This is a genomic window from Vibrio sp. Evd11 (assembly GCF_900382755.1).
GTDB lineage: Bacteria > Pseudomonadota > Gammaproteobacteria > Enterobacterales > Vibrionaceae > Vibrio > Vibrio lentus.
Genome location: NZ_OSDX01000013.1, coordinates 35,434 through 54,989, shown reverse-complemented (window position 1 = coordinate 54,989; position 19,556 = coordinate 35,434). Strand labels below are relative to the sequence as shown.

The window sequence follows — 19,556 nt, the reverse complement described above, 5'->3', positions numbered from 1 at the left end:
AGTATGAGCGATAACAAAAACCACCAACAAGACAGCAATAACCAGCCATTACCTAAACGCTCGATAAAGAAATTGACGGGCTACTTGGTGCTGAGTGTGATTGGCATGTTTGGCTTTGGTTTCGCTCTGGTTCCTCTGTATGACGTGATGTGTGAAGCCTTGGGGATCAACGGGAAAACCAACACGGTTTCAGCGGTTCAGCCTCAAGGAATGCAACCTGATTATTCTCGCACGGTTCGAGTAGAGTTCATGTCCCACATCAAGCCAGATATGCCTTGGCAGTTTGTGCCTGAAACTCGAGTGTTAGAGGTTCACCCTGGGGAAGTGGTTCAAACGAATTACATTGCGAAAAACTTATCGGGTCTTTCGTTAGTTGGGCAAGCGGTGCCATCGGTGTCTCCCGGAAATGGGGCGACATATTTTAATAAAATGGAGTGCTTCTGCTTTAACCAGCAGCCGCTAGACGGACACAAGAGCGTAGAGATGGGGCTGATCTTCTACATCGAACCTGAGATCCCTGAATCGATTCATACGCTCACTCTCTCTTACACCTTGTTTAATATCACGAGTGATGTTGGCTTGAACAAGAGTCAGCCTCAAGCTGAGACACTCGCAAGTAATTAGGGATTTACAGAACCAGTATCAACATAAGGAGTTGAGCGATGAGTTCTAAAAAGGAAGTTTATTTCGTTCCACATCAAAGCCACTGGCCTCTGGTCGGGGCTATTGCTCTGTTTCTTGTCGCGGTTGGCGCGGGCTTAACGGTGCAACACATGGAGACCGACTCTGCTGGTGGTGTGTTTGGGAAAGCGGTGCTGTTCGTTGGCTTTGGTGTGCTGCTGTATATGCTTGCCGGTTGGTTTAGTAACGTCATCACGGAATCGTTGAGTGGGCTCTATTCTGAACAGATATCCCGCTCCTTTAGACAGGGCATGAGTTGGTTTATTTTCTCTGAAATCATGTTCTTCGGAGCTTTCTTTGGTGCGCTTTTCTACGCTCGGATGATTTCTGTGCCATGGATTGGAGGAGCAGGAAACAACGAGATGACCCATGAAGTATTGTGGCCGATGTTCCAATCTATTTGGCCGCTAACAACCACCCCCGATGGCGTGACGACCCAAGCCATGCCTTGGCAAGGTATCCCTCTCAAGAACACCATTATTCTGTTGCTTTCCTCTGTGACGCTGCACATGGCACATATCAGTCTTGAACAAAACAAACGCATGGCATTGATCGTATGGCTAGAAATCACGATTGTGCTGGCTGGGTTCTTCCTGTTTTTCCAAGTGGAAGAGTATGTTCATGCTTATCAAGAGATGGGGCTAACACTTCAATCCGGTATCTATGGCAACACATTCTTCTTATTGACTGGATTCCATGGCTTGCATGTTTGTTTAGGGACGATCTTTTTGATTGTGCTTCTGGCTAGGGTTGCGAAAGACCATTTCACTCCGAAAGACCATTTTGCGTTCCAAGCGGGCAGTTGGTATTGGCACTTTGTTGATGTGGTTTGGTTAGGTCTGTTCGTGTTTGTGTACGTGCTTTAGTGACAACACGAATCTGATGATCACTGAGCGTAAGCCGAATTAATAAGGACGAGGGTTAGGAGTGATGACCCCAGAAGCCAAAGCAAGCAGAAGTAACAGCACCACTATGGCAGACAGCATTACCCGACGACCTAAGAAGTGACTCAGCTTTTTGCCGTTGTGTTTGCCTGATGCGATTTGGATTAGACCTTTCATCAAGTTGAAAGCGATGAAAAACAGCAAAGCGACCAATATAACTTTAAATAACAACACAAAGGTAGATGACGCCATAGTGATAACTCCAAACCGATTGATTGATGATGAACACAAGTTCCGCAGTAAAGGTTTTTGGGTAGCGGTTGTTTTAACTGTGGTTTCAGTCGGCATTTTAATCAAGTTAGGTTTGTGGCAGTTAGACCGAGGTAACGAGAAACTAAGCTATGAACAGCAATTGTTAGAAAGAGCTCTGCAATCGCCCAAGGATTTAGAGCTAGTGATCAGCGATTGGCAATGGGGCAATACTCAAACTCAAGTCGATTTAACCCGACAGATTTGGAACGGGCAAAAGGTCAACATCACTCTGACAACACAAAGCGGTTTGGTCTTCTTGTTAGATAATCAGATCAATCAAGGTGTCGTTGGTTATGTGATTTACATGCTGGGCAATATTCAGTCGCAAGGCGTAGAGAAACGGATTTTGATCGATCTTGGGTTTGTTGCAGCGAGTAATGACAGAAGAGAGCTACCGAAGTTAGGCGACATTGTATTACCAACCACAATGTCTGGGCGTTTGTACACACGGTCGATTAACCCTCTGAGTCAAACATTGGGTCTAGAAGAAACGACACCGAAACGCATTCAGAATCTTAATATCGAAGAGCTATCTCAATACACAAAGAAAGAGGTGATGCCCTTTTTTTTTCAACCGCAGAGCTTAGAGTCATGGCCTTATGAGTTTCTATGGCGGCCAACGGCAATGAAATCTGAAAAGCATTTTGGTTACTCAGTTCAATGGTTTGTAATGGCCGGGGTATTGCTGTTTTTGATGGTCTTAATTGGTTATCGGTATATGAAAGGGACACCCAAGGTAGGGGACTAACATGGATAAACCTCAAGCTTTAAGCAAAACAGAAGAAGAGACGCGGTTATTGCAGAAGCGTCGCTCGAAAGGTCGTTTGATGTTGATAGGACTGATTCTGATTTTTGCTTTGCCTGCAATTATTGCTAAAACCGTGCTGGAGCAGCATTGGTACACCGCAGGCGTCACCAATTCCGGAGAACTTGTTGAGCCAAGGGTAACCTTGGAAGATGTTGGTATAACGTTGCCTGTGGCTGAAGAAGGTTGGTTGGTCGGATATATCGCTCCGACAGAGTGCGAAAGCTTGTGTGAGCAACAATTACATTATCTCAATCAGAGTTACTTGGCTTTAGGTAAGAACAAAGAGCGAGTCACTGCGGTGGTGTTTGTGGCTGAGGGCGTTTCTTTGAAGGGAACCATTAACAAGCCTGATTTAGAGTTTCTTGCTGGTGGAGACCAACTGAGAGCTGAATTTGCTCCTGCATCGATTGTGATTATTGACCCACTGGGCCAGCTTGTTATGGAGTATAAGAGCGTTTCTGAACCGTCTCAATTAGTTAGCCAATCCAAAGGGATGATCCACGACCTAAGGAAGTTACTCAAATTATCACGTGTGGGTTAAGCATTGGTAATACCAAGTAAATAGACAAATAGACAAATAGACAAATGTTGGGATTAGTGAAGAAGTGATGATGCGTTGTCAGCGATTCGATATAGGGAGATAAGCGATGCAGAATGGAGCGCCCAAATTACTCATGGTAATCATGAGGCTGACTATTTTACTGACACTCACCGTTATTGTACTCGGTGCTTATACTCGTTTGTCGGATGCTGGTCTTGGCTGCCCTGATTGGCCAGGGTGTTACGGTAATTTGTCCGTACCATCGAATACTGCGGCCATCAGTGAAGCCAATCTACAATTTCCAGAACGATCTCTTGAAGCAGATAAAGCATGGATAGAGATGATACATCGCTACTTTGCTGGCTCGCTTGGATTACTTATCTTTGTTGTTGTCGCTTGGTGCATCAAAAAGAACATCACCTCTGTTGGACTTCCTTTGCTTATCTCCGCCACTGTGATTTTCCAGGCCCTGTTAGGTATGTGGACGGTTACTCTAAAGCTGATGCCTGTTGTGGTGATGGCACACCTTATGGGTGGGTTCACGCTACTGTCACTGCTCTGTTTACTCTATTGTCGTCTGTCTAATGTCCAACATCACTTTGGTGAGTCTGTTTCCCATTCTCCTCTTAAAGCGTGGGCATTGTTTGGGTTAATCGTTGTGGTTGGTCAGATATTACTAGGTGGATGGACATCATCTAATTATGCCGCTCTGGTGTGTACCCAATTACCTATTTGTGAAGGTAACTGGATGAGCTATTTAGATTTCAAGAATGCTTTCGATTTTGCTCAACATGGCCATGATAACTATGAGTTTGGTGTGTTGGAATATCCTGCGCGATTAACTATACATGTTATGCACCGGTTCGGGGCGATCGTCGCAACACTAACGGTGTTGATGATTGTTTATCAGCTTTGGAAGCTTGAAAAAGGACCGCAAAGAAAGCTGGCTGTCACTTTGGCGATAGTGTTGTTTGCACAGGTCAGTTTAGGGATCAGCAATGTATGGTTTCACCTACCGATCTCGGTAGCCGTTTTGCATAATTTGGTGGCCGCTCTGTTACTTGTCACCATGGTTGTTACAAACTTTGTGGTTTGGCAACGTCAACCGAGTGAGTACTTGATAAAGAACGATGTATTACAAGGAGGTAATCATGGTCACTAGAACATCAACACAACATGGAGTGGTGGTTCAAGGCGCAGCTTTAAGTCAAGATCTCGCTGCCAGTCAAGAGATAGCAACCAACGGAGAAAGTGCTCTAAAAAATGAGCTGGCCTCGAAAAACAAAGCTACTTGGAAGGTCTATTTAACGCTGACTAAACCCAAGGTAGTGGCTTTGATGTTACTAACGGCCTTAGTGGGTATGTGTTTAGCGGTGCCTAACGGATTACCTTTACAACAAACTATGTTTGGAATGATCGGAATAGGGTTGATGGCGGGCTCGGCAGCGGCATTTAACCATTTGATCGACAAAAAGATCGATGGGCAGATGACTCGCACAAATCGACGCCCTTTGCCGTCAGGAGAACTTGGCAGTGTGCGTGTGTTCAGCTTTGCTGCTGGCATTGGTTTACTTGGCTTTGTCACGTTAGTGGTGTGGGTTAATCAACTCACTGCTTGGTTAACCTTTGCGAGCTTATTAGGGTATGCGGTGATTTATACCATGTACTTGAAGCGGGCTACACCGCAAAACATCGTGATTGCAGGGATTGCAGGTGCAATGCCTCCGTTATTGGGCTGGACGGCGGTCACCAATGAACTGCATTCAAACGCTTGGTTGTTAGTGATGATCATCTTTATCTGGACGCCTCCGCACTTTTGGGCGTTGGCGATTCATCGTCGTGACGAATATGCCAAGGTGAACATCCCGATGTTGCCTGTGACGCATGGGATCGCCTACACCAAAACATCGATTCTTCTCTATACCTTGCTGCTAAGCATCGTATGTATATTGCCGGTGTTGGTTGGTATGAGTAGCTGGATATATTTGAGCGCTTCTTTGGTTCTAAATGGCGGGTTTGTTTATCACGCTTGGGTGCTTAAATATCGTGATGAGCCTAATATGGCGATGAAGACTTTTAAATTCTCCATTTATCATCTCATGATCTTGTTTGTCGCTTTGCTGGCGGACCACTATCTACTTTGATAACTGATGTTTCTACTTTTACTGAATAAGAAAACGGATGCTCTAGGCATCCGTTTTTTGTTTTGCTGATTACTAGCACGTACCGACTAGAAAGTAAGTGACTGGCTGGTAATTAGTCCACTTTGTTCCAAGCATCTTGCCAGTGTGAACCAACACCTGGTTCGTATTGAGTTGCTGTTGGAGTCCATTGAACACAGTAACCAGAGTATGGGAACTCTTTACACTGATAAACGCCACCATCGCTGCTCAGTACCTTAGTACCTGCTGTGTAAGACTTAATGCTCTTAGGAAATACGAAGTCGTAATCGCCAGCGGGTGGCGGTGTTTGCTCGTCCATTAGGTGGAAATCAAGCGTGTTCTGATCCACTAAGTTACCTTGGTCATCTTTAGTCACAACCACAAGCATGTGGTGGCCAGCCTCCGATTTAGACAGAGTGAGTTGAACATCTTCAACTTGTCCGTCTGCCAGTTCTGATTTTTGAGAAGCAAGCGCTTCGCGGTGATGGTTGTACACCGTCAGTTCTGCTTGAATATCGCCAGTTGCTTCTAAAGTTAGATCAAGCTGTGTTGGCTGGTTTTCATCAATAATGTACTCAGACTCTAGACCTGTCACTGCTAGCTCATGCTCCGGTTCTGGAGTATCAATCTTGTAACCGATCTCTACGCTCTTAAAGCCTGAACCGGCTTTTAGGTAAACTGGGTTTGTGCCGTACACGGGTGCAAAATCGCCTTGGTCGTTCAGCTGACCTGCTTTGATTTGCGTTTGTTCTTTGTTGATCTTAGAGGCAAGTGCGTAAGACCAGTTATTTGCTTTGCCTTGTTCGTTGTTCTCAATGACGAGCTCAGTGCTGTATGAAGCGTTCTCACCCGATTGATCGAAGACACGAGTGTAAACAGCATCACCAATGTTTAGATCTTGAGTTGGGTTGATTTGACCGCCTTGATCCCAATCAGGAATGATAGGGCCGTCGCCATCAAATTTCACATCGATAACGTTGTAGAAAGCCATAGCAGTATCACCCACGTCCCATACCGCAAGGATCACTTGATAACCTTCGCGCTCTGGAACATTACATAAGTGGCTTACTTGCATAGGCGGTTGTTGCCCATTGCCTTCAACAACACAGAATGGTGTTAAGTCAAAAGAGCTGCGCGCCAAAGGCTGGTTTGGGTTCCAGTCTGGTTGAGTAATGTAGTATTTCCAGTCGTTCGTCACGTGGTTCGCAGTGAACGTCCACTCAAAATGTTGAGATCCCGACTTGATAGGACGTTTAACCCAGCGATCTGCAGTCTGCTCGTCTAGCGCTGCCGCTAAAGACGATTGCGCACTGGCGATTTTGCCATCGGCAGGGCCGACTTCAGGGAAGCCTTCAGGGCCTTCTACACTTTGTGGCTCGTATTGGATACCACCACAGTTCGTATTTTTCTCTTGTGTATCACTCGCTGGGAATTTACATAGCGCGACACGGCTTTCTGCTACGCCATTATCGTATGCCGAAACATAACCGTGACCGAAGCTTGCACCGCTTACGCTAAGTAGCGATAGCGCGATGAGTGATTTTTTTGGGAGTTGTTTCATTATTTGTCCTTACTGTATTTGGCCGACAAAAAAAGAGAACACTCGGGCATGCATTGACACTTAAATCCTATTAAGTGGCGGCCCCGCTATCATAGACAGAATATTTGTCGACAGACCGGTGGCTTTGCGTCCTATTCTTTCAAATAGTTTGCCAGAAGTGCGTTTAAGCAAGCGGAATGTAGCCAACCCGTTTTATAAATACGAATCAATCGATTGAAATGTGGAATGCTAATCTCGAACTTTTAATTCTTAATACAAATTAACTTGCTATATGTTTAGTTCGTTAACGTATAAATTATTGATATAAATGAAGAAAGTATTTGCTCTAATCGCTCTTGTGAATGCTTTTCGATTGTGATGTTTTGTTCTGCAAGACAATTGCGCGCATATCAAAACCAAACCTTTGGTTTCCACTAACCAAACCCTGACATGCTATGTATGAAAAGCCGGACAATTGATTGGTATGAATTATATAAAGGAGTCGGTATGGAATTCACAGAACTAGATAGAGACGCGTTATATCAAACGTGGATGTCACAAAAATCGAGAATGCGTATTACGCAGATGGAGTTTTCAAAAAAGCTTGGAATGAACCAGCTTGATTTCTCTAGAGTGCTAAGAGGCGAGACGCCATTAACGATGTCTTTCGTTAGTCACTTTTGTCGTTTACTTCATTTAGAGCCTAGGAATGTGTTTCCTTCACTTAAAGAAGGTAATGAGTCAGGGCCAAAAGTGGTCTACCTGAAAAGTAGAATGAGCGTTGATGGTGAGATCCAAAATGCTTATATCGAAGGAAATCAGGTAATCGTAGAGTATGCACACACCGTTCAGCATGATTAATTTTAAAGCTAGCTCTGAGTTTTAACTCCCCTTTTCTACAAACTTTTCATATAAGGTATGACTTACTCAATTAAATTCCTTAATTTTAACTAAGTGCGTCATGAAACCTCTAAAAGTCTTTTTGCTTGTTGCAACCAGCATCTTCTTGTTTGGTTGTGCAGGCGGCCCAATTAAAACCGCAACTAAATTCACCAGTTATAAAGATTTTCAGCCAGTCCCTGATGGTGGCGTTGACCTAGTTTGGGCAAGGATTGGGTTACGTGATGCGCAGCGACTGAGCTCCAAGTTAGACGACTATGATTCTGTGGTGATCGACCGTGAAGCGGGTAATAAAGACTTTTCAACCATGATTGACTCGCTTGATGATGCCAAAGATGCGATCAACTATTGGGTTGAACGTTTAGGTGATACTCTACAGAATATTGATGATGCTTAGAAAGAGCCTGTAATGCTAGAGAAAGAGAACCTGATTAAACTTGCTAGAATGCAAATGCCATTTGGTAAATACGCTGGTCGTACGTTGATTGATTTGCCTGAAGAATATTTGCTGTGGTTCGATAAAAAAGGGTTCCCCTCTGGTGAGCTAGGTGACTTATTAAAATTGTGCCTTGCTCTGAAAATTGAAGGGCTTGATAGCGTTGTCAAACCATTGAAAAGAATGTAATTAAATAAAGAGCTTGCGTTAATCACGTGAGCTTTTTTTGTTTTCAAGTGCTACACAATGCTACATGTATGCCGAAGCTCGAAGAATAGATGCTCTTGTCTTCCTTGAAATTACGCAATCGATAGCGTGTAAATAATGCTATACAGGGTGTTTCTAATATAAAACACAAAAAAAATTGCGTTTATTTTCAATTAGTGATTGAAACTAGAGTTTTTACTAGTTAAGTTACAAGGAACAAGAAGATTAGTGCTGAAAGAAAGTTACGTGAGACAACGTACATTCAGCTCAAGGATAGAAAAAAGGAAGAAGTAAGCAATGTTCCAGACTGATGATGTAAGAATTAACAAAGTAAAAGAGTTATTACCACCTGTTGCTGTTTTAGAAAAGTTTCCAGCGACAGAAGTTGCTTCTTCTACGACCTTTGAAAGCCGCAAAGCGATCCACAATATTTTAGAAGAAAGCGACGACCGCTTACTTGTTATTGTTGGCCCATGTTCTATTCATGATACAGAAGCTGCTCTTGAGTACGGCAAGCGTTTGAAAGTGTTGCGCGACGAACTTGGCGATAACCTTGAAATCGTAATGCGTGTTTACTTTGAAAAGCCACGTACAACCGTTGGTTGGAAAGGTCTAATCAATGACCCGTACATGAACGACACGTTCAAGCTAAATGATGGTCTTCGTCTTGGACGTAAGCTACTGCTTGACCTAACTGATATGGGAATGCCAACGGCAAGTGAATTCCTAGATATGATCACACCTCAATACGTAGCAGATCTAATCAGCTGGGGTGCAATCGGCGCACGTACTACGGAATCTCAAGTTCACCGTGAATTGGCTTCTGGCTTATCTTGCCCAGTTGGCTTTAAGAATGGTACGGATGGCAACATCAAGATCGCAACAGATGCAATTCGCTCTGCAAGCGCTTCGCACCACTTCTTATCTGTAACTAAGTACGGACATTCAGCAATTATTGAAACAGTGGGTAACCCTGACTGTCATATCATTTTACGTGGCGGTAAAGAGCCAAACTACAGCGCTGAGCATGTAGGTAAAATCAAAGAAGAACTAGCAGCGTCAGGCCTTCCACAAAAGGTAATGATTGATTTCAGCCACGCAAACAGCTCTAAGCAGTTTAAGCGTCAAATGAATGTATCTGATGACGTTAGTGCTCAAATCTCAGGCGGTGACAAAGCTATCTTTGGTGTGATGATTGAATCTCACCTTGTTGAAGGTCGCCAAGATCTTGTTGATGGTAAAGCTGCAACTTACGGCCAATCTGTTACTGATGCATGTATTGGTTGGGCAGATACTGAAACAGTACTTCGCCAGTTGGCAGACGCTGTTGAAGCTCGCCGCAACAAGTAATCTAATCATTATAGCCAGTCACTAAACGACTGAAAATTCAAAGCCCTTATTAGCAATCGCTAGTAAGGGCTTTTTTGTGGTTCTTAGTTGTAAGCGGAAAGTGCCTTGTACTCTTAAATGAGAAAAGACAGTAACTCGTCGACTTTTTGTGACAGCAAAGCTCGATCTTGCTTGGTTTCCACGTTGAGGCGTATCAGCGGCTCTGTATTGGACTTTCTTAAGTTGAAGCGCCATGCGCCCATATTCATGCTGAGCCCGTCTGTGTGTTCGATCTCAACGGCGTTATCTTGATAGTGCGACAACACATATGCCATAACTTGTTCTGGGTCGGAAACTTTACGATTGATCTCTCCCGAAGAAGGGAATCTATCCATACTCGAACTGGTCAATTGATGAAGAGATTGCTGAATCTCACAGATCAGTTCAATCACCAAGAGCCAAGGAATCATTCCTGAATCGCAATACCCAAAATCACGGAAATAATGGTGCGCACTCATTTCACCACCGTACACCGCGTTTAACTCTCGCATCTTCTCTTTGATGAGCGCATGCCCAGCTTTGACCGCAATAGCCTTCCCACCAAGCTTGTTGACTACTTCAATCGTATTCCATGTCATACGCATGTCGTGCAATACGGTTGCATCCGTTTCTTTTAACAAGAAAGCTTCAGCTAGCAACCCGACAATATAGTAACCCTCAATGTAATTGCCTTTTTCGTCAAAGAAAAAACAGCGGTCAAAATCGCCATCCCATGCAATGCCTAGATCGGCGGAGTGCTCTAAGACTGCATTTCGAGTCGCTATTTGGTTTTCTTTAATCAATGGGTTTGGGATGCCATTAGGAAATTTTCCGTCAGGGGCATGGTGTACCTTGATGAAGGTGACAGGAACATTGAGTTTGTTGAAACGCTCCTCTAAAGCATCGATAACATGTCCTGCAACACCGTTTCCTGCGTTAACCACCACCTTCATCGGTGATAACTTTGATGGGTTTATGTACGAGAGTAAGTGGTCTACATAAGGGGCGAGAATGCTGGTCGATCGACTAGAGTGATTTGGTTGTACATGACCGACAGATAAATCACTGTTCAGCTCTTGATTCAGTACTTTAATGCGTAGTTTGATTTCATCTAACCCACTGTTTTTACTTATCGGGCTAGCGTCCAAGCCGACCAATTTCATTCCGTTGTAATTAATTGGGTTATGGCTTGCCGTAATTTGGATTCCGCCTATGGCGCCAACGTGGCGAGTTGCAAAGTAGACTTCTTCAGTCCCTGTCATACCAAGGTCAACGACGGTTATTCCAGACTCGATTAAGCCTTTAGTCATGGCTTCTTGCAATGAAAGGGACGTTTCTCGGTTATCACGACCAATCACCACTTGAGCTAAGCCATCGAATGAAGTTTCAGGTGTCGTGGATAGGACGTATTCGCCAAATGCCTTGCCGAGCAGGTAGGCAAAGTGCCCATTGATTTGGTCACCAATGATGCCGCGAATGTCGTTGTTCTTAAAGCAGCTCAGGTCTAATGTTGGTTTCACTTGATTGTCGCCGCTTTATTTCGATTTGTTGTTCTGAGACGAAGAAGCTTGTTGATTTCGAACATCTCGCCCATAGCTGTCTTGATATCGAATGATATCGTCTTCACTTAAATGACTACCAGTTTGTACTTCGATCATTTCAAGAGGTGAGTCTCCAGGGTTCTCAAGGCTGTGGATGTGACCTAGCGGAATGTAAGTGGATTGATCTTCTTCAACCAGATAGGTTTTCTCATTATTGGTCACTTTCGCAGTACCCGCCACGACTACCCAATGTTCCGCTCTATGGTGATGCATCTGCAGTGAAAGCTGATGACCCGCTTTTACGGTGATACGTTTCACTTTGTCGCGCTTGCCTAGATCGATCACATCGTATTTACCCCAAGGCCTAAACACCTCGCGATGATGTATATGCTCCGTTCGACCAGCCTGATTCAGTTGGCTAACAATCGACTTAACACTCTGAACTTTGTCTTTGTTCGCAACCAATATTGCATCTTTGGTTTCGACAATAATGAGGTTTTCGACACCTACCGTCGCGACCAGTTTATTCTCCGCATGAATGTAGTTGTGTTGAGAGTCGACGGTTAACACATCGCCTTCAATGACGTTGTTGTGCTCATCCTTATCACTGACATCCCAGATTGCAGACCACGAGCCAATATCATTCCAACCAACATCCATTGGGATCACTGCGGCGTATGAGGTCTTTTCCATCACGGCATAATCGATAGAGTCACTTGGGCTATTTTTGAATGCTTCTGCGTCGATACGGATAAAGTCGAGGTCGGTATTTTGCTTTGAAAGAGCGAGTTTGCAAGCCGTCAAGATATCTGGGTGGTGTTGAGAGAGTTCTTCAAGGTAGCGGGATGCCTTGAACATGAACATGCCGCTGTTCCACAAGTATTGCTCTGAACTTATGTATTCTTCTGCAGTTGCTTTATCAGGCTTTTCAACGAAGCAATCAATGGCATAGGCGTGATGGGTTGGCTGCTCTTTAGCATTAGTATCAGTTTGAACGAGAGGGGAAAGAGGTTTCCCCTGTTTGATATAACCGTAGCCTGTTTCTGGCGCATTAGGGGTTATTCCAAATGTCACCAGTTTGCCTTGCTTCGCATAATCAACACCACGACTGATCACTTGTTGGAATTCAGAGGTGTTAGCGATGTGATGATCAGCAGCCAGTACTAATAAGATCGGGTCTGATGCATCCTGCTCATTATTGGTTGATTTACCTAAGGCTTGTAATGCCGCTAATGCGATGGCTGGAGCCGTGTTTCGACCGACGGGCTCTAGCAGAATACCACTATGTTGGATGTTAGCCGATCGAGCTTGTTCCGCGGCAATAAAGCGGTGTTCTTCATTACAGATAATGAATGGAGCAGCGCACTTGCTATCCGTTAGATAGTCCTCAAGACCTTGCAGGCGTTGAAGCGTTTGCTGAAGCATTGATTGTTCGCCAGCAATGTTGAGGAATTGCTTAGGGTAGAGCTCGCGAGACAATGGCCAGAGGCGGCTTCCGGAGCCGCCAGCCAGAATGACAGGTAAAATCATAAAGTGGTAATTAGGCGTAAAGGGTTACTAACACCATGTTACCACGCTTATGGCTTATCGATGAGCTTCAGGGCTCGAATTCATTACACCTTGAGAATCCTTGATGTCTTGCGCTTCAATCTTGAGTGTTTGTGTTGGGAAGGCGATATCAGCATTGTGCTTATGAATAATCGCTAACACCTGCAATAAAACATCTTGTTTCACTTCGTGGTATCTCACCCAATTAACCGTCTTGGTGAAGGTGTAGATAAAGAAGTTCAGGGTTGATGGTCCGAATTTATCAAAGTTAACAATCAAGGTCTGCTTGGCATCAATATCTGGGTGCGTTTCGAGCATAGTTTTTACGTCATCCACAATCAGAGCAAGCTTGTTTGCGTCTTGATAGCGGAGCCCAAACGTTTCATTGATTCTGCGGTTCAACATTCTTGATGGGTTCTCCACCACAATGTTACTGAACACAGAATTCGGTACGTACAAAGGGCGCTTATCAAAGGTTCTAATGATGGTCATGCGCCAGCCAATGCGTTCGACTGTGCCTTCGATTTGGCGGTCTGGTGAGCGTATCCAATCTCCAACTTTAAACGGGCGGTCGAAATAAATCATCATGCCACCGAAGAAGTTCGACAGTAAGTCTTTAGCCGCTAAACCGACGATCAAGCCACCCACACCACCAAAGGTGAGTAAGCCGGAAAGGCTAAGCCCAAACGCCTGCATGATGGTCAGGCCGCCCATCACCATAAAGAACAAGCGAGCAACTTTCGCGATAGCCTGAACGGTGGTTTCGTCCCTGGTCTTCTGTTCTAAGACATATACTTCAGAGTTGCTGATCATTCGCAACGTGAACCAAACAAAAGTACAGATGATCAGTATGTGCTTAAGCGTTTTTAACCAGTTGATTTCATTGCCAAATTGATCTTGAAGGATCAGGCCAATAGACACTGTAGCAGGCCAACACCAAAGTAACGTGCTGACAGGCGTTTTTAGAGCCTCTAGCAGTAGGTCGTCCCAATGGAATGGAGTTTTTTTAACCAGAATTTCTAAGCGATTATGGATAATTCGCCAAGCTACCCAAGCGAGAAAACTCGCAATAGTGATGAATAGGACGCTGTTTGCCCAATCACTATGGCTCTGGTTGATGTAGGTTTGTACTTGGGTTATGAATTCATTCATTGTGTGTGCTGCCGCAGAAATTATGAATTGGAAATTAGCAGAAACTCGAGTTGTTCTCTACCTTTATAAATCAAGCGATTATGACAATAGTATAACCTTATTCTTGCAGAACTAACTTTTTTTGAGATAGAAACTAATGTAGGTTTGGCTATCCCGCGTAATTAAAATTTCTAAACAGGATTTCAAATGAGCGACAAACAATATGCAGTTATCGGTTTAGGGCGATTTGGTCTGTCTGTTTGCAAAGAGCTGCAAAGTTCAGGGGCACAGGTACTGGCCGTCGATATTGATGAAGAGCGAGTGAAAGAAGCAGCGGCTTTTGTTTCACAAGCGATTGTTGCGAACTGCACGAGCGAAGAGACGGTGAAAGAGTTAAGACTCGATGATTACGATATGGTGATGGTATCGATAGGCTCTGACGTTAACTCAAGCATTCTAACGACTTTGGTGGTGAAAGAATCTGGAGCAAAAGCAGTTTGGGTTAAGGCGAATGATAAGTTCCACGGCAAGATCCTCTCTAAGATTGGTGCTGATCATATCATCATGCCGGAGCGAGATATGGGTATTCGTGTTGCTCGTAAGATGCTGGACAGACGCGTTCTCGAATTTATCGACCTTGGCAGTGGCTTAGCGATGACAGAAATCGTTATTGGCTCAAAGTTTTTAGGCAAGCAACTTCGCGACCTAAAGCTGTGCAAAGAGGTAGGGGTTGAAGTACTTGGCTTCAAGCGCGGTCCGAACCTAACCAAAGCACCTGAACTGGATGTCAGTTTAGAAATCGGTGATGTGGTGATCATCGCTGGGCCGAAAGAGACCTTGTCTAGAAAGCTACGCAACTGGTAATAAGTAATTGGTAATAAGGTAACCGTATGAATTCGTTGAAACGAAAAGGTACTTTCTACACGCTCAACACAGATAAAAAGCCGCGCAAAGGCTCAGAGCCAAAGATTATCCTTACGAGTTTCTTAGGTGTTCTTATCCCTTCTGCAATCTTGTTGACGCTGCCAGTCTTTTCTGTAACCGGACTTAGTTTTACAGATGCGCTGTTTACTGCCACATCCGCAATCAGTGTGACAGGCTTGGGTGTTGTCGATACGGGTGAACATTTCACTCTGGCGGGCAAAATACTGCTGATGTTTTTGATGCAAGTCGGCGGTTTAGGGCAGATGACCCTGTCTGCGGTGCTGCTCTATATGTTTGGCGTTAGATTAAGTCTCAAGCAACAAGCATTGGCGAAGGAAGCGCTTGGTCAAGATCGTAAGATTAATCTCCGTAAATTAGTTAAGAAGATCATCATATTTGCGTTGGTGGCGGAGTTTGTCGGTTTTGTATTGCTTTGTTTCCGTTGGGTTCCAGAAATGGGATGGGCAACGGGAAGCTTTTATGCACTCTTTCACGCTATATCTGCATTCAATAACGCAGGCTTCGCGCTGTTCTCAGACAGTATGATGAGTTTTGTTGATGATCCATTGGTGATTTGTACTTTAGCGGGTTTATTCATATTTGGCGGATTAGGCTTCACGGTAGTGGGGGACTTATCGAGTAACTGGCGTAAAGGCTTCCAGCACTTGCATCTGCACACTAAGATCATGCTGACCGCAACACCAACCCTGCTGTTGGTGGGCACGGTGATGTTTTGGCTGTTGGAAAGAAACAACTCCGCGACGATGGAAGGGTTGTCTACACAAGGTCAGTGGCTTGCGGCGTTTTTCCAATCAGCAAGTGCTCGTACTGCTGGTTTTAACAGTGTGGATTTAACTCAGTATACTCAACCTGCCTTGTTGGTGATGATAGTGTTGATGCTGATTGGTGCAGGCTCAACGTCTACAGGTGGCGGTATTAAGGTATCGACCTTTGCAGTTGCATTTGTCGCAACGTGGACTTTCCTACGTCAGAAAAAGCATGTCGTGATGTTTAAGCGTACAGTGACTTGGCAAGCGGTAACAAAGTCACTGGCCATTATTGTGGTAAGTGGAGCGCTATTAACCACCGCAATGTTTTTGTTAATGCTGACTGAAAAGGCGGCGTTTGATCGAGTGATGTTTGAGGTGATTTCAGCATTTGCAACGGTAGGCTTAACAGCAGGCTTAACCGCGAACCTGACTGAGCCAGGAAAATACATCATGATTGTGGTTATGGTGATTGGACGGATCGGTCCCTTGACCTTAGCTTACATGTTAGCGCGTCCCGAACCTTCACTACTCAAGTATCCAGAAGATACAGTGCTAACCGGTTAGGATTAGCGTTTTTTTTGCGAGTTAGAAAAAGCAAAGCCAGCGATATGCTGGCTTTGCGGTAGATCTAGCGTCAATTGTTTAGTACTTAGCCCTGAAACATTTCAACGTATTCTTCATACCCTTCTTCAACCAGTTTATCTGCTGGGATAAAGCGCATTGCCGCTGAGTTCATGCAGTAACGTAAGCCTGTTGGTTTAGGACCATCTTTAAATACATGTCCTAGGTGCGAGTCACCAAATTTACTTCGAACCTCTGTTCTTGGGTAAATCAGTTTGTAGTCGGTAGTCGTTACGACATAAGCCTCGCTGATTGGCTGTGTAAAGCTCGGCCAGCCTGTGCCTGATTTGTATTTGTCTTTTGAAGAAAACAGTGGTTCCCCAGTTACGATATCAACGTAAATACCTTCTTGCTTGTTATCCCAGTACTTGTTGTCAAACGGGCGCTCTGTTGCATCGTCTTGTGTTACATCGTACTGCAGTGAGGTTAGCTTCGCTTTGATCTCTGCATCAGACGGTTTAATGTAGGTCTTAGCATTAGCTGTCGCATTTTTGCTGTCGATGATCTGGCGGAGTGTTTGTGGATTCTCTTTTCTATCGTCACCGAAGATCTTATCTAGGTACTGATCGCGGCCAGAAGCATAGCGGTAGTAGTTATAACGAACTTTACTCTTTTTGTAATAGTCTTGGTGATAGTCTTCCGCTGGCCAGAATTTTTCAAATTTAATCAGTTCTGTTTTTAGTGGTTCACCAAAGATATTAGCTTTGTCGATCTCCATCATGAAGTTCTGAGCAAGATCTTTTTGTGCTTGGTTATGATAGAAAATAGCCGGTCGATAATGACGGCCTCGGTCTACAAAAGAGCCTTTGTCATCGGTAGGGTCGATGTGTCTGAAGAATTGGTCAAGAACCTGTTCATAGCTAACAACATCAGGGTTGTAAGTCACGTTGATCACTTCGATGTGACCAGACTTGCCTGAGGATACTTGTTTGTAGGTTGGGTTTTCTAGTTCACCACCAGAATAGCCAGAGATAACGTCTGTGACGCCTGTCAGCTTTTCTAGGTCAGATTCTGTACACCAAAAACAACCACCAGCCAGTGTCGCGATTTCACTTTTACTTGAATTAGCTGTTTTATCCATTGTATTGGCAGTGCCAGTCTGGCTTACAAACAGCGAAATCAGTGGTAGCGCAACCACGAGTGATACCAATATTTTAGATAATTTATTCATAGATACCTCATCTTGACGTTGTTCTCATTCGATTTTGAATGTACGAATAGAGACAGGTTTTAGATGGAAAAAATTGCATCATTCACGAAAAAATATGTTATTGAGAAAATCTTGCTCATAAATGCCGCCAGTAGTAGGGTGTAGGCATTGATATAAAATACTAGCTAATGATGACGTTTTCGTACATCTAAGGAACAGCATGCAAGCAGAAGTTAAATGGGTCGAAGGCTTTAAATTCCTAGGCCAATCTCAATCAGGTCACTCTGTCGTGATGGATGGGAGTGGTGGTGCTACTGCGCCAAGCCCGATGGAAATGGTGTTAATGGCGGCTGGTGGTTGTAGCTCTGTTGATGTGGTTGATGGTTTGAAATCTGCAGGCCAGAACATTACAGATTGTAATGCAAAACTTGAAACCACACGTCGTGAAACCGCACCAAAAATCTTTACCGTTATTAATATTCATTTTGAAGTATCAGGTGACAACCTTGATCCTGAGCTTGTTGCTAAAGTTTGTGCGGATTCATTAGATAAATACTGTTCAGTATGTCTGATGCTAGGTGCTGGCGTAGAAATGACTCACAGCTGGGAAATCGTCTAGTCTTCTGATTGTACCTCTGTGTTAGGTAGACTTTTGCAGCTTAAGGTTTTTGGGCAAAGACAGATAAAGAAAAGGGCGGAGCACTTGAAAGTGTTCCGCCCTTGTTATTTTAGCTAAGGTAGAGTGCTTTTATTCAGCAGTTTCTACGATAACTTCTTCAACTTTCACTTCTTGCTGGTATTCAAAGCCAGGGATCGTTGTGTCAACACGACGGTTTTGAGCACGACCTTCAGCTGTATCATTCGATGCAACTGGGTTTTCTTCGCCTTCACCTGTTGCAGTGATGCGGTCTGCTTCAATACCTTGCTCTTCGATGTATGCAGCTACAGCAGCAGCACGTTTCTTAGATATCATCATGTTGTATTCGGCAGAGCCTGTTGAATCGGTGTGACCAACAACTTGAACTGTTGATTGAGGGTGAGCTTTCAGTACTTCGACCAATGGCATTAATGCAATTTTGCCATCTGTAGACAGTTCAGTACTGTTCGTTGCAAACATCTCTTGAGAGAAGCTCTCTGTTTGCGCTTTAGTAACGATAACAGCTGTTTTTTCTTCAACAACTACAGCAGCAGGCTCTGCAATTGGCTCAGATGGTGCTTGAGTCACTGCTACTGCCGAAGCGGCAGCAGCCGCTGCTGATGCGGTTGTATTACCAGTACCGAAGTTGTAACTAACACCGACCGACAACAGGTTCGAATTGAGATCTTGAACGTATTTGTCGTCGAAATCATCAAAGTACTGGTATTCAACGCGAAGTGCCCAATCAGAAGAAAGCTGCTTCTCTACACCGATACCAGCAGAAAGTACAACGTCATCTTCGCCACCGTGAGAAATGTATGCAGGACCAGCTTTGAAGAATACGTCAAATTCTTGCTGTACTGGTAAGCGGTACATTGGCGTTAGTGAGATTGCGATTAGTGGATCGCTGAACGCAGCTGTTGTACCGTTTTTTGTAAAACTTGTCTTGTAGTCACCAAGGAAGTCTGAGCTTAGCTCAATACCAAACTTCTCGTTAAAATTGTAGCCAGAGTAGATACCGGCGCCGATTGCATCATCATCACATTTGGCACCAGCTACACATGCGCTGTCTAACCAGCCCATGCCAACTTTTGCACCAACGTAAGTGGTTGCAGCAATTGAAGGAGCAGCAGCTAAGCCTGAAGCGGCAACGACAGCACACATGATTTTTGACAGTCTTTTCATAATCTTATCCTTGGATTAACTATTGTTGTTATCTGAACTTGCCAGTAAAACGATCACTTATTAGTTAATGACACTGCTTGTAATAAGTAAATCAAGGCGTTGATTCAGGTTGACCTATTTTTTACTCAGTACTTATATTGTTAGTCTGATTGCGTATCGCAGTCAATGAAATTGTTAAAAATTATATGTTTAAGGTGTTATTTACTGTGT

The 19,556-nt window shown here is 44.2% G+C and carries 20 protein-coding genes and 1 riboswitch; of the genes, 13 read left to right on the top strand and 7 right to left on the bottom strand.

The window, feature by feature from the left end; translation table 11 throughout:
* Positions 1-3 precede the first annotated feature (3 nt).
* Complete coding sequence (locus tag ED652_RS08100) at positions 4-624, top strand: cytochrome c oxidase assembly protein (protein ID WP_122054250.1); 621 nt, start codon at positions 4-6, stop codon at positions 622-624.
* 38 nt (positions 625-662) lie between these two features.
* Entirely contained in the window at positions 663-1,547 is an 885-nt protein-coding gene (locus tag ED652_RS08095) for a cytochrome c oxidase subunit 3 (RefSeq protein ID WP_102360957.1), read from the top strand.
* A 39-nt stretch (positions 1,548-1,586) separates the two neighbouring features.
* Here the strand turns inward: ED652_RS08095 and ED652_RS08090 are convergent, their stop codons facing one another.
* Positions 1,587-1,817: a DUF2909 family protein gene (locus tag ED652_RS08090; protein WP_122054298.1), complete on the bottom strand. Its 231-nt coding sequence runs from the start codon at positions 1,815-1,817 to the stop codon at positions 1,587-1,589.
* On the opposite strand from ED652_RS08090, the gene ED652_RS08085 reads away from it, so the two are divergent.
* The 4 genes from ED652_RS08085 to cyoE all read left to right on the top strand — a co-directional run bounded on the left by ED652_RS08085 (position 1,756) and on the right by cyoE (position 5,370).
* Positions 1,756-2,625 carry an SURF1 family protein gene (locus ED652_RS08085; protein ID WP_254051686.1) on the top strand — a complete coding sequence of 290 codons (870 nt, stop codon included), beginning with the start codon at positions 1,756-1,758 and terminating at the stop codon, positions 2,623-2,625. The genes ED652_RS08090 and ED652_RS08085 overlap by 62 nt on opposite strands.
* A gap of 1 nt (position 2,626) precedes the next feature.
* On the top strand, positions 2,627-3,226 hold the full coding sequence (locus ED652_RS08080) for a hypothetical protein (RefSeq protein ID WP_102541603.1): 600 nt from the start codon (positions 2,627-2,629) through the stop codon (positions 3,224-3,226).
* A 106-nt stretch (positions 3,227-3,332) separates the two neighbouring features.
* A complete protein-coding gene (locus tag ED652_RS08075; protein ID WP_122054246.1) occupies positions 3,333-4,388 on the top strand; it encodes a heme A synthase in 1,056 nt (351 codons plus the stop codon).
* On the top strand, positions 4,378-5,370 hold the full coding sequence (gene cyoE, locus ED652_RS08070) for a heme o synthase (RefSeq protein ID WP_122054243.1): 993 nt from the start codon (positions 4,378-4,380) through the stop codon (positions 5,368-5,370). Before ED652_RS08075 ends, cyoE begins: the two co-directional genes overlap by 11 nt.
* Before the next feature lie 112 nt (positions 5,371-5,482).
* Here cyoE and gbpA read toward each other — a convergent pair whose 3' ends face one another.
* Positions 5,483-6,949 carry an N-acetylglucosamine-binding protein GbpA gene (gbpA, locus tag ED652_RS08065; protein WP_122054241.1) on the bottom strand — a complete coding sequence of 489 codons (1,467 nt, stop codon included), beginning with the start codon at positions 6,947-6,949 and terminating at the stop codon, positions 5,483-5,485.
* Positions 6,950-7,022: 73 nt separating this feature from the next.
* Positions 7,023-7,112, bottom strand: a riboswitch (cyclic di-GMP riboswitch).
* 323 nt (positions 7,113-7,435) lie between these two features.
* Here gbpA and ED652_RS08060 point away from each other — a divergent pair.
* The 4 genes from ED652_RS08060 to aroG all read left to right on the top strand — a co-directional run bounded on the left by ED652_RS08060 (position 7,436) and on the right by aroG (position 9,821).
* Positions 7,436-7,789: a hypothetical protein gene (locus ED652_RS08060; RefSeq protein WP_017066796.1), complete on the top strand. Its 354-nt coding sequence runs from the start codon at positions 7,436-7,438 to the stop codon at positions 7,787-7,789.
* Between the two features lie 100 nt (positions 7,790-7,889).
* Positions 7,890-8,225 carry a hypothetical protein gene (locus ED652_RS08055; protein WP_102444986.1) on the top strand — a complete coding sequence of 112 codons (336 nt, stop codon included), beginning with the start codon at positions 7,890-7,892 and terminating at the stop codon, positions 8,223-8,225.
* A 12-nt stretch (positions 8,226-8,237) separates the two neighbouring features.
* Complete coding sequence (locus ED652_RS08050) at positions 8,238-8,453, top strand: DUF3820 family protein (RefSeq protein ID WP_004730103.1); 216 nt, start codon at positions 8,238-8,240, stop codon at positions 8,451-8,453.
* A 315-nt stretch (positions 8,454-8,768) separates the two neighbouring features.
* Positions 8,769-9,821 carry a 3-deoxy-7-phosphoheptulonate synthase AroG gene (gene aroG / locus ED652_RS08045; protein WP_004730106.1) on the top strand — a complete coding sequence of 351 codons (1,053 nt, stop codon included), beginning with the start codon at positions 8,769-8,771 and terminating at the stop codon, positions 9,819-9,821.
* 113 nt (positions 9,822-9,934) lie between these two features.
* Here the strand turns inward: aroG and ED652_RS08040 are convergent, their stop codons facing one another.
* From ED652_RS08040 to ED652_RS08030, 3 genes are read right to left on the bottom strand one after another with little or no spacing between them, the layout of a single operon-like run.
* Positions 9,935-11,359, bottom strand: coding sequence for a phosphomannomutase CpsG (locus tag ED652_RS08040; RefSeq protein ID WP_122054239.1), 1,425 nt, complete (start codon positions 11,357-11,359; stop codon positions 9,935-9,937).
* Positions 11,360-11,374: 15 nt separating this feature from the next.
* A complete protein-coding gene (locus ED652_RS08035) occupies positions 11,375-12,910 on the bottom strand; it encodes a mannose-1-phosphate guanylyltransferase/mannose-6-phosphate isomerase (RefSeq protein WP_122054237.1) in 1,536 nt (511 codons plus the stop codon).
* A gap of 54 nt (positions 12,911-12,964) precedes the next feature.
* Positions 12,965-14,080, bottom strand: coding sequence for a mechanosensitive ion channel family protein (locus ED652_RS08030; protein ID WP_122054235.1), 1,116 nt, complete (start codon positions 14,078-14,080; stop codon positions 12,965-12,967).
* 186 nt (positions 14,081-14,266) lie between these two features.
* Between ED652_RS08030 and ED652_RS08025 the strand changes: the two genes are divergently transcribed.
* Both ED652_RS08025 and ED652_RS08020 read left to right on the top strand, forming a co-directional pair.
* Positions 14,267-14,923 carry a TrkA family potassium uptake protein gene (locus ED652_RS08025; protein ID WP_017106229.1) on the top strand — a complete coding sequence of 219 codons (657 nt, stop codon included), beginning with the start codon at positions 14,267-14,269 and terminating at the stop codon, positions 14,921-14,923.
* A gap of 26 nt (positions 14,924-14,949) precedes the next feature.
* A complete protein-coding gene (locus ED652_RS08020) occupies positions 14,950-16,317 on the top strand; it encodes a TrkH family potassium uptake protein (protein ID WP_122054233.1) in 1,368 nt (455 codons plus the stop codon).
* Positions 16,318-16,402: 85 nt separating this feature from the next.
* Here ED652_RS08020 and msrB read toward each other — a convergent pair whose 3' ends face one another.
* Entirely contained in the window at positions 16,403-17,545 is a 1,143-nt protein-coding gene (gene msrB, locus ED652_RS08015) for a peptide-methionine (R)-S-oxide reductase MsrB (protein WP_122054231.1), read from the bottom strand.
* 199 nt (positions 17,546-17,744) lie between these two features.
* On the opposite strand from msrB, the gene ED652_RS08010 reads away from it, so the two are divergent.
* Entirely contained in the window at positions 17,745-18,143 is a 399-nt protein-coding gene (locus tag ED652_RS08010) for an OsmC family protein (RefSeq protein ID WP_122054229.1), read from the top strand.
* A gap of 129 nt (positions 18,144-18,272) precedes the next feature.
* Here the strand turns inward: ED652_RS08010 and ED652_RS08005 are convergent, their stop codons facing one another.
* Positions 18,273-19,346: an OmpA family protein gene (locus ED652_RS08005; RefSeq protein WP_122054227.1), complete on the bottom strand. Its 1,074-nt coding sequence runs from the start codon at positions 19,344-19,346 to the stop codon at positions 18,273-18,275.
* Positions 19,347-19,556: the final 210 nt, after the last annotated feature.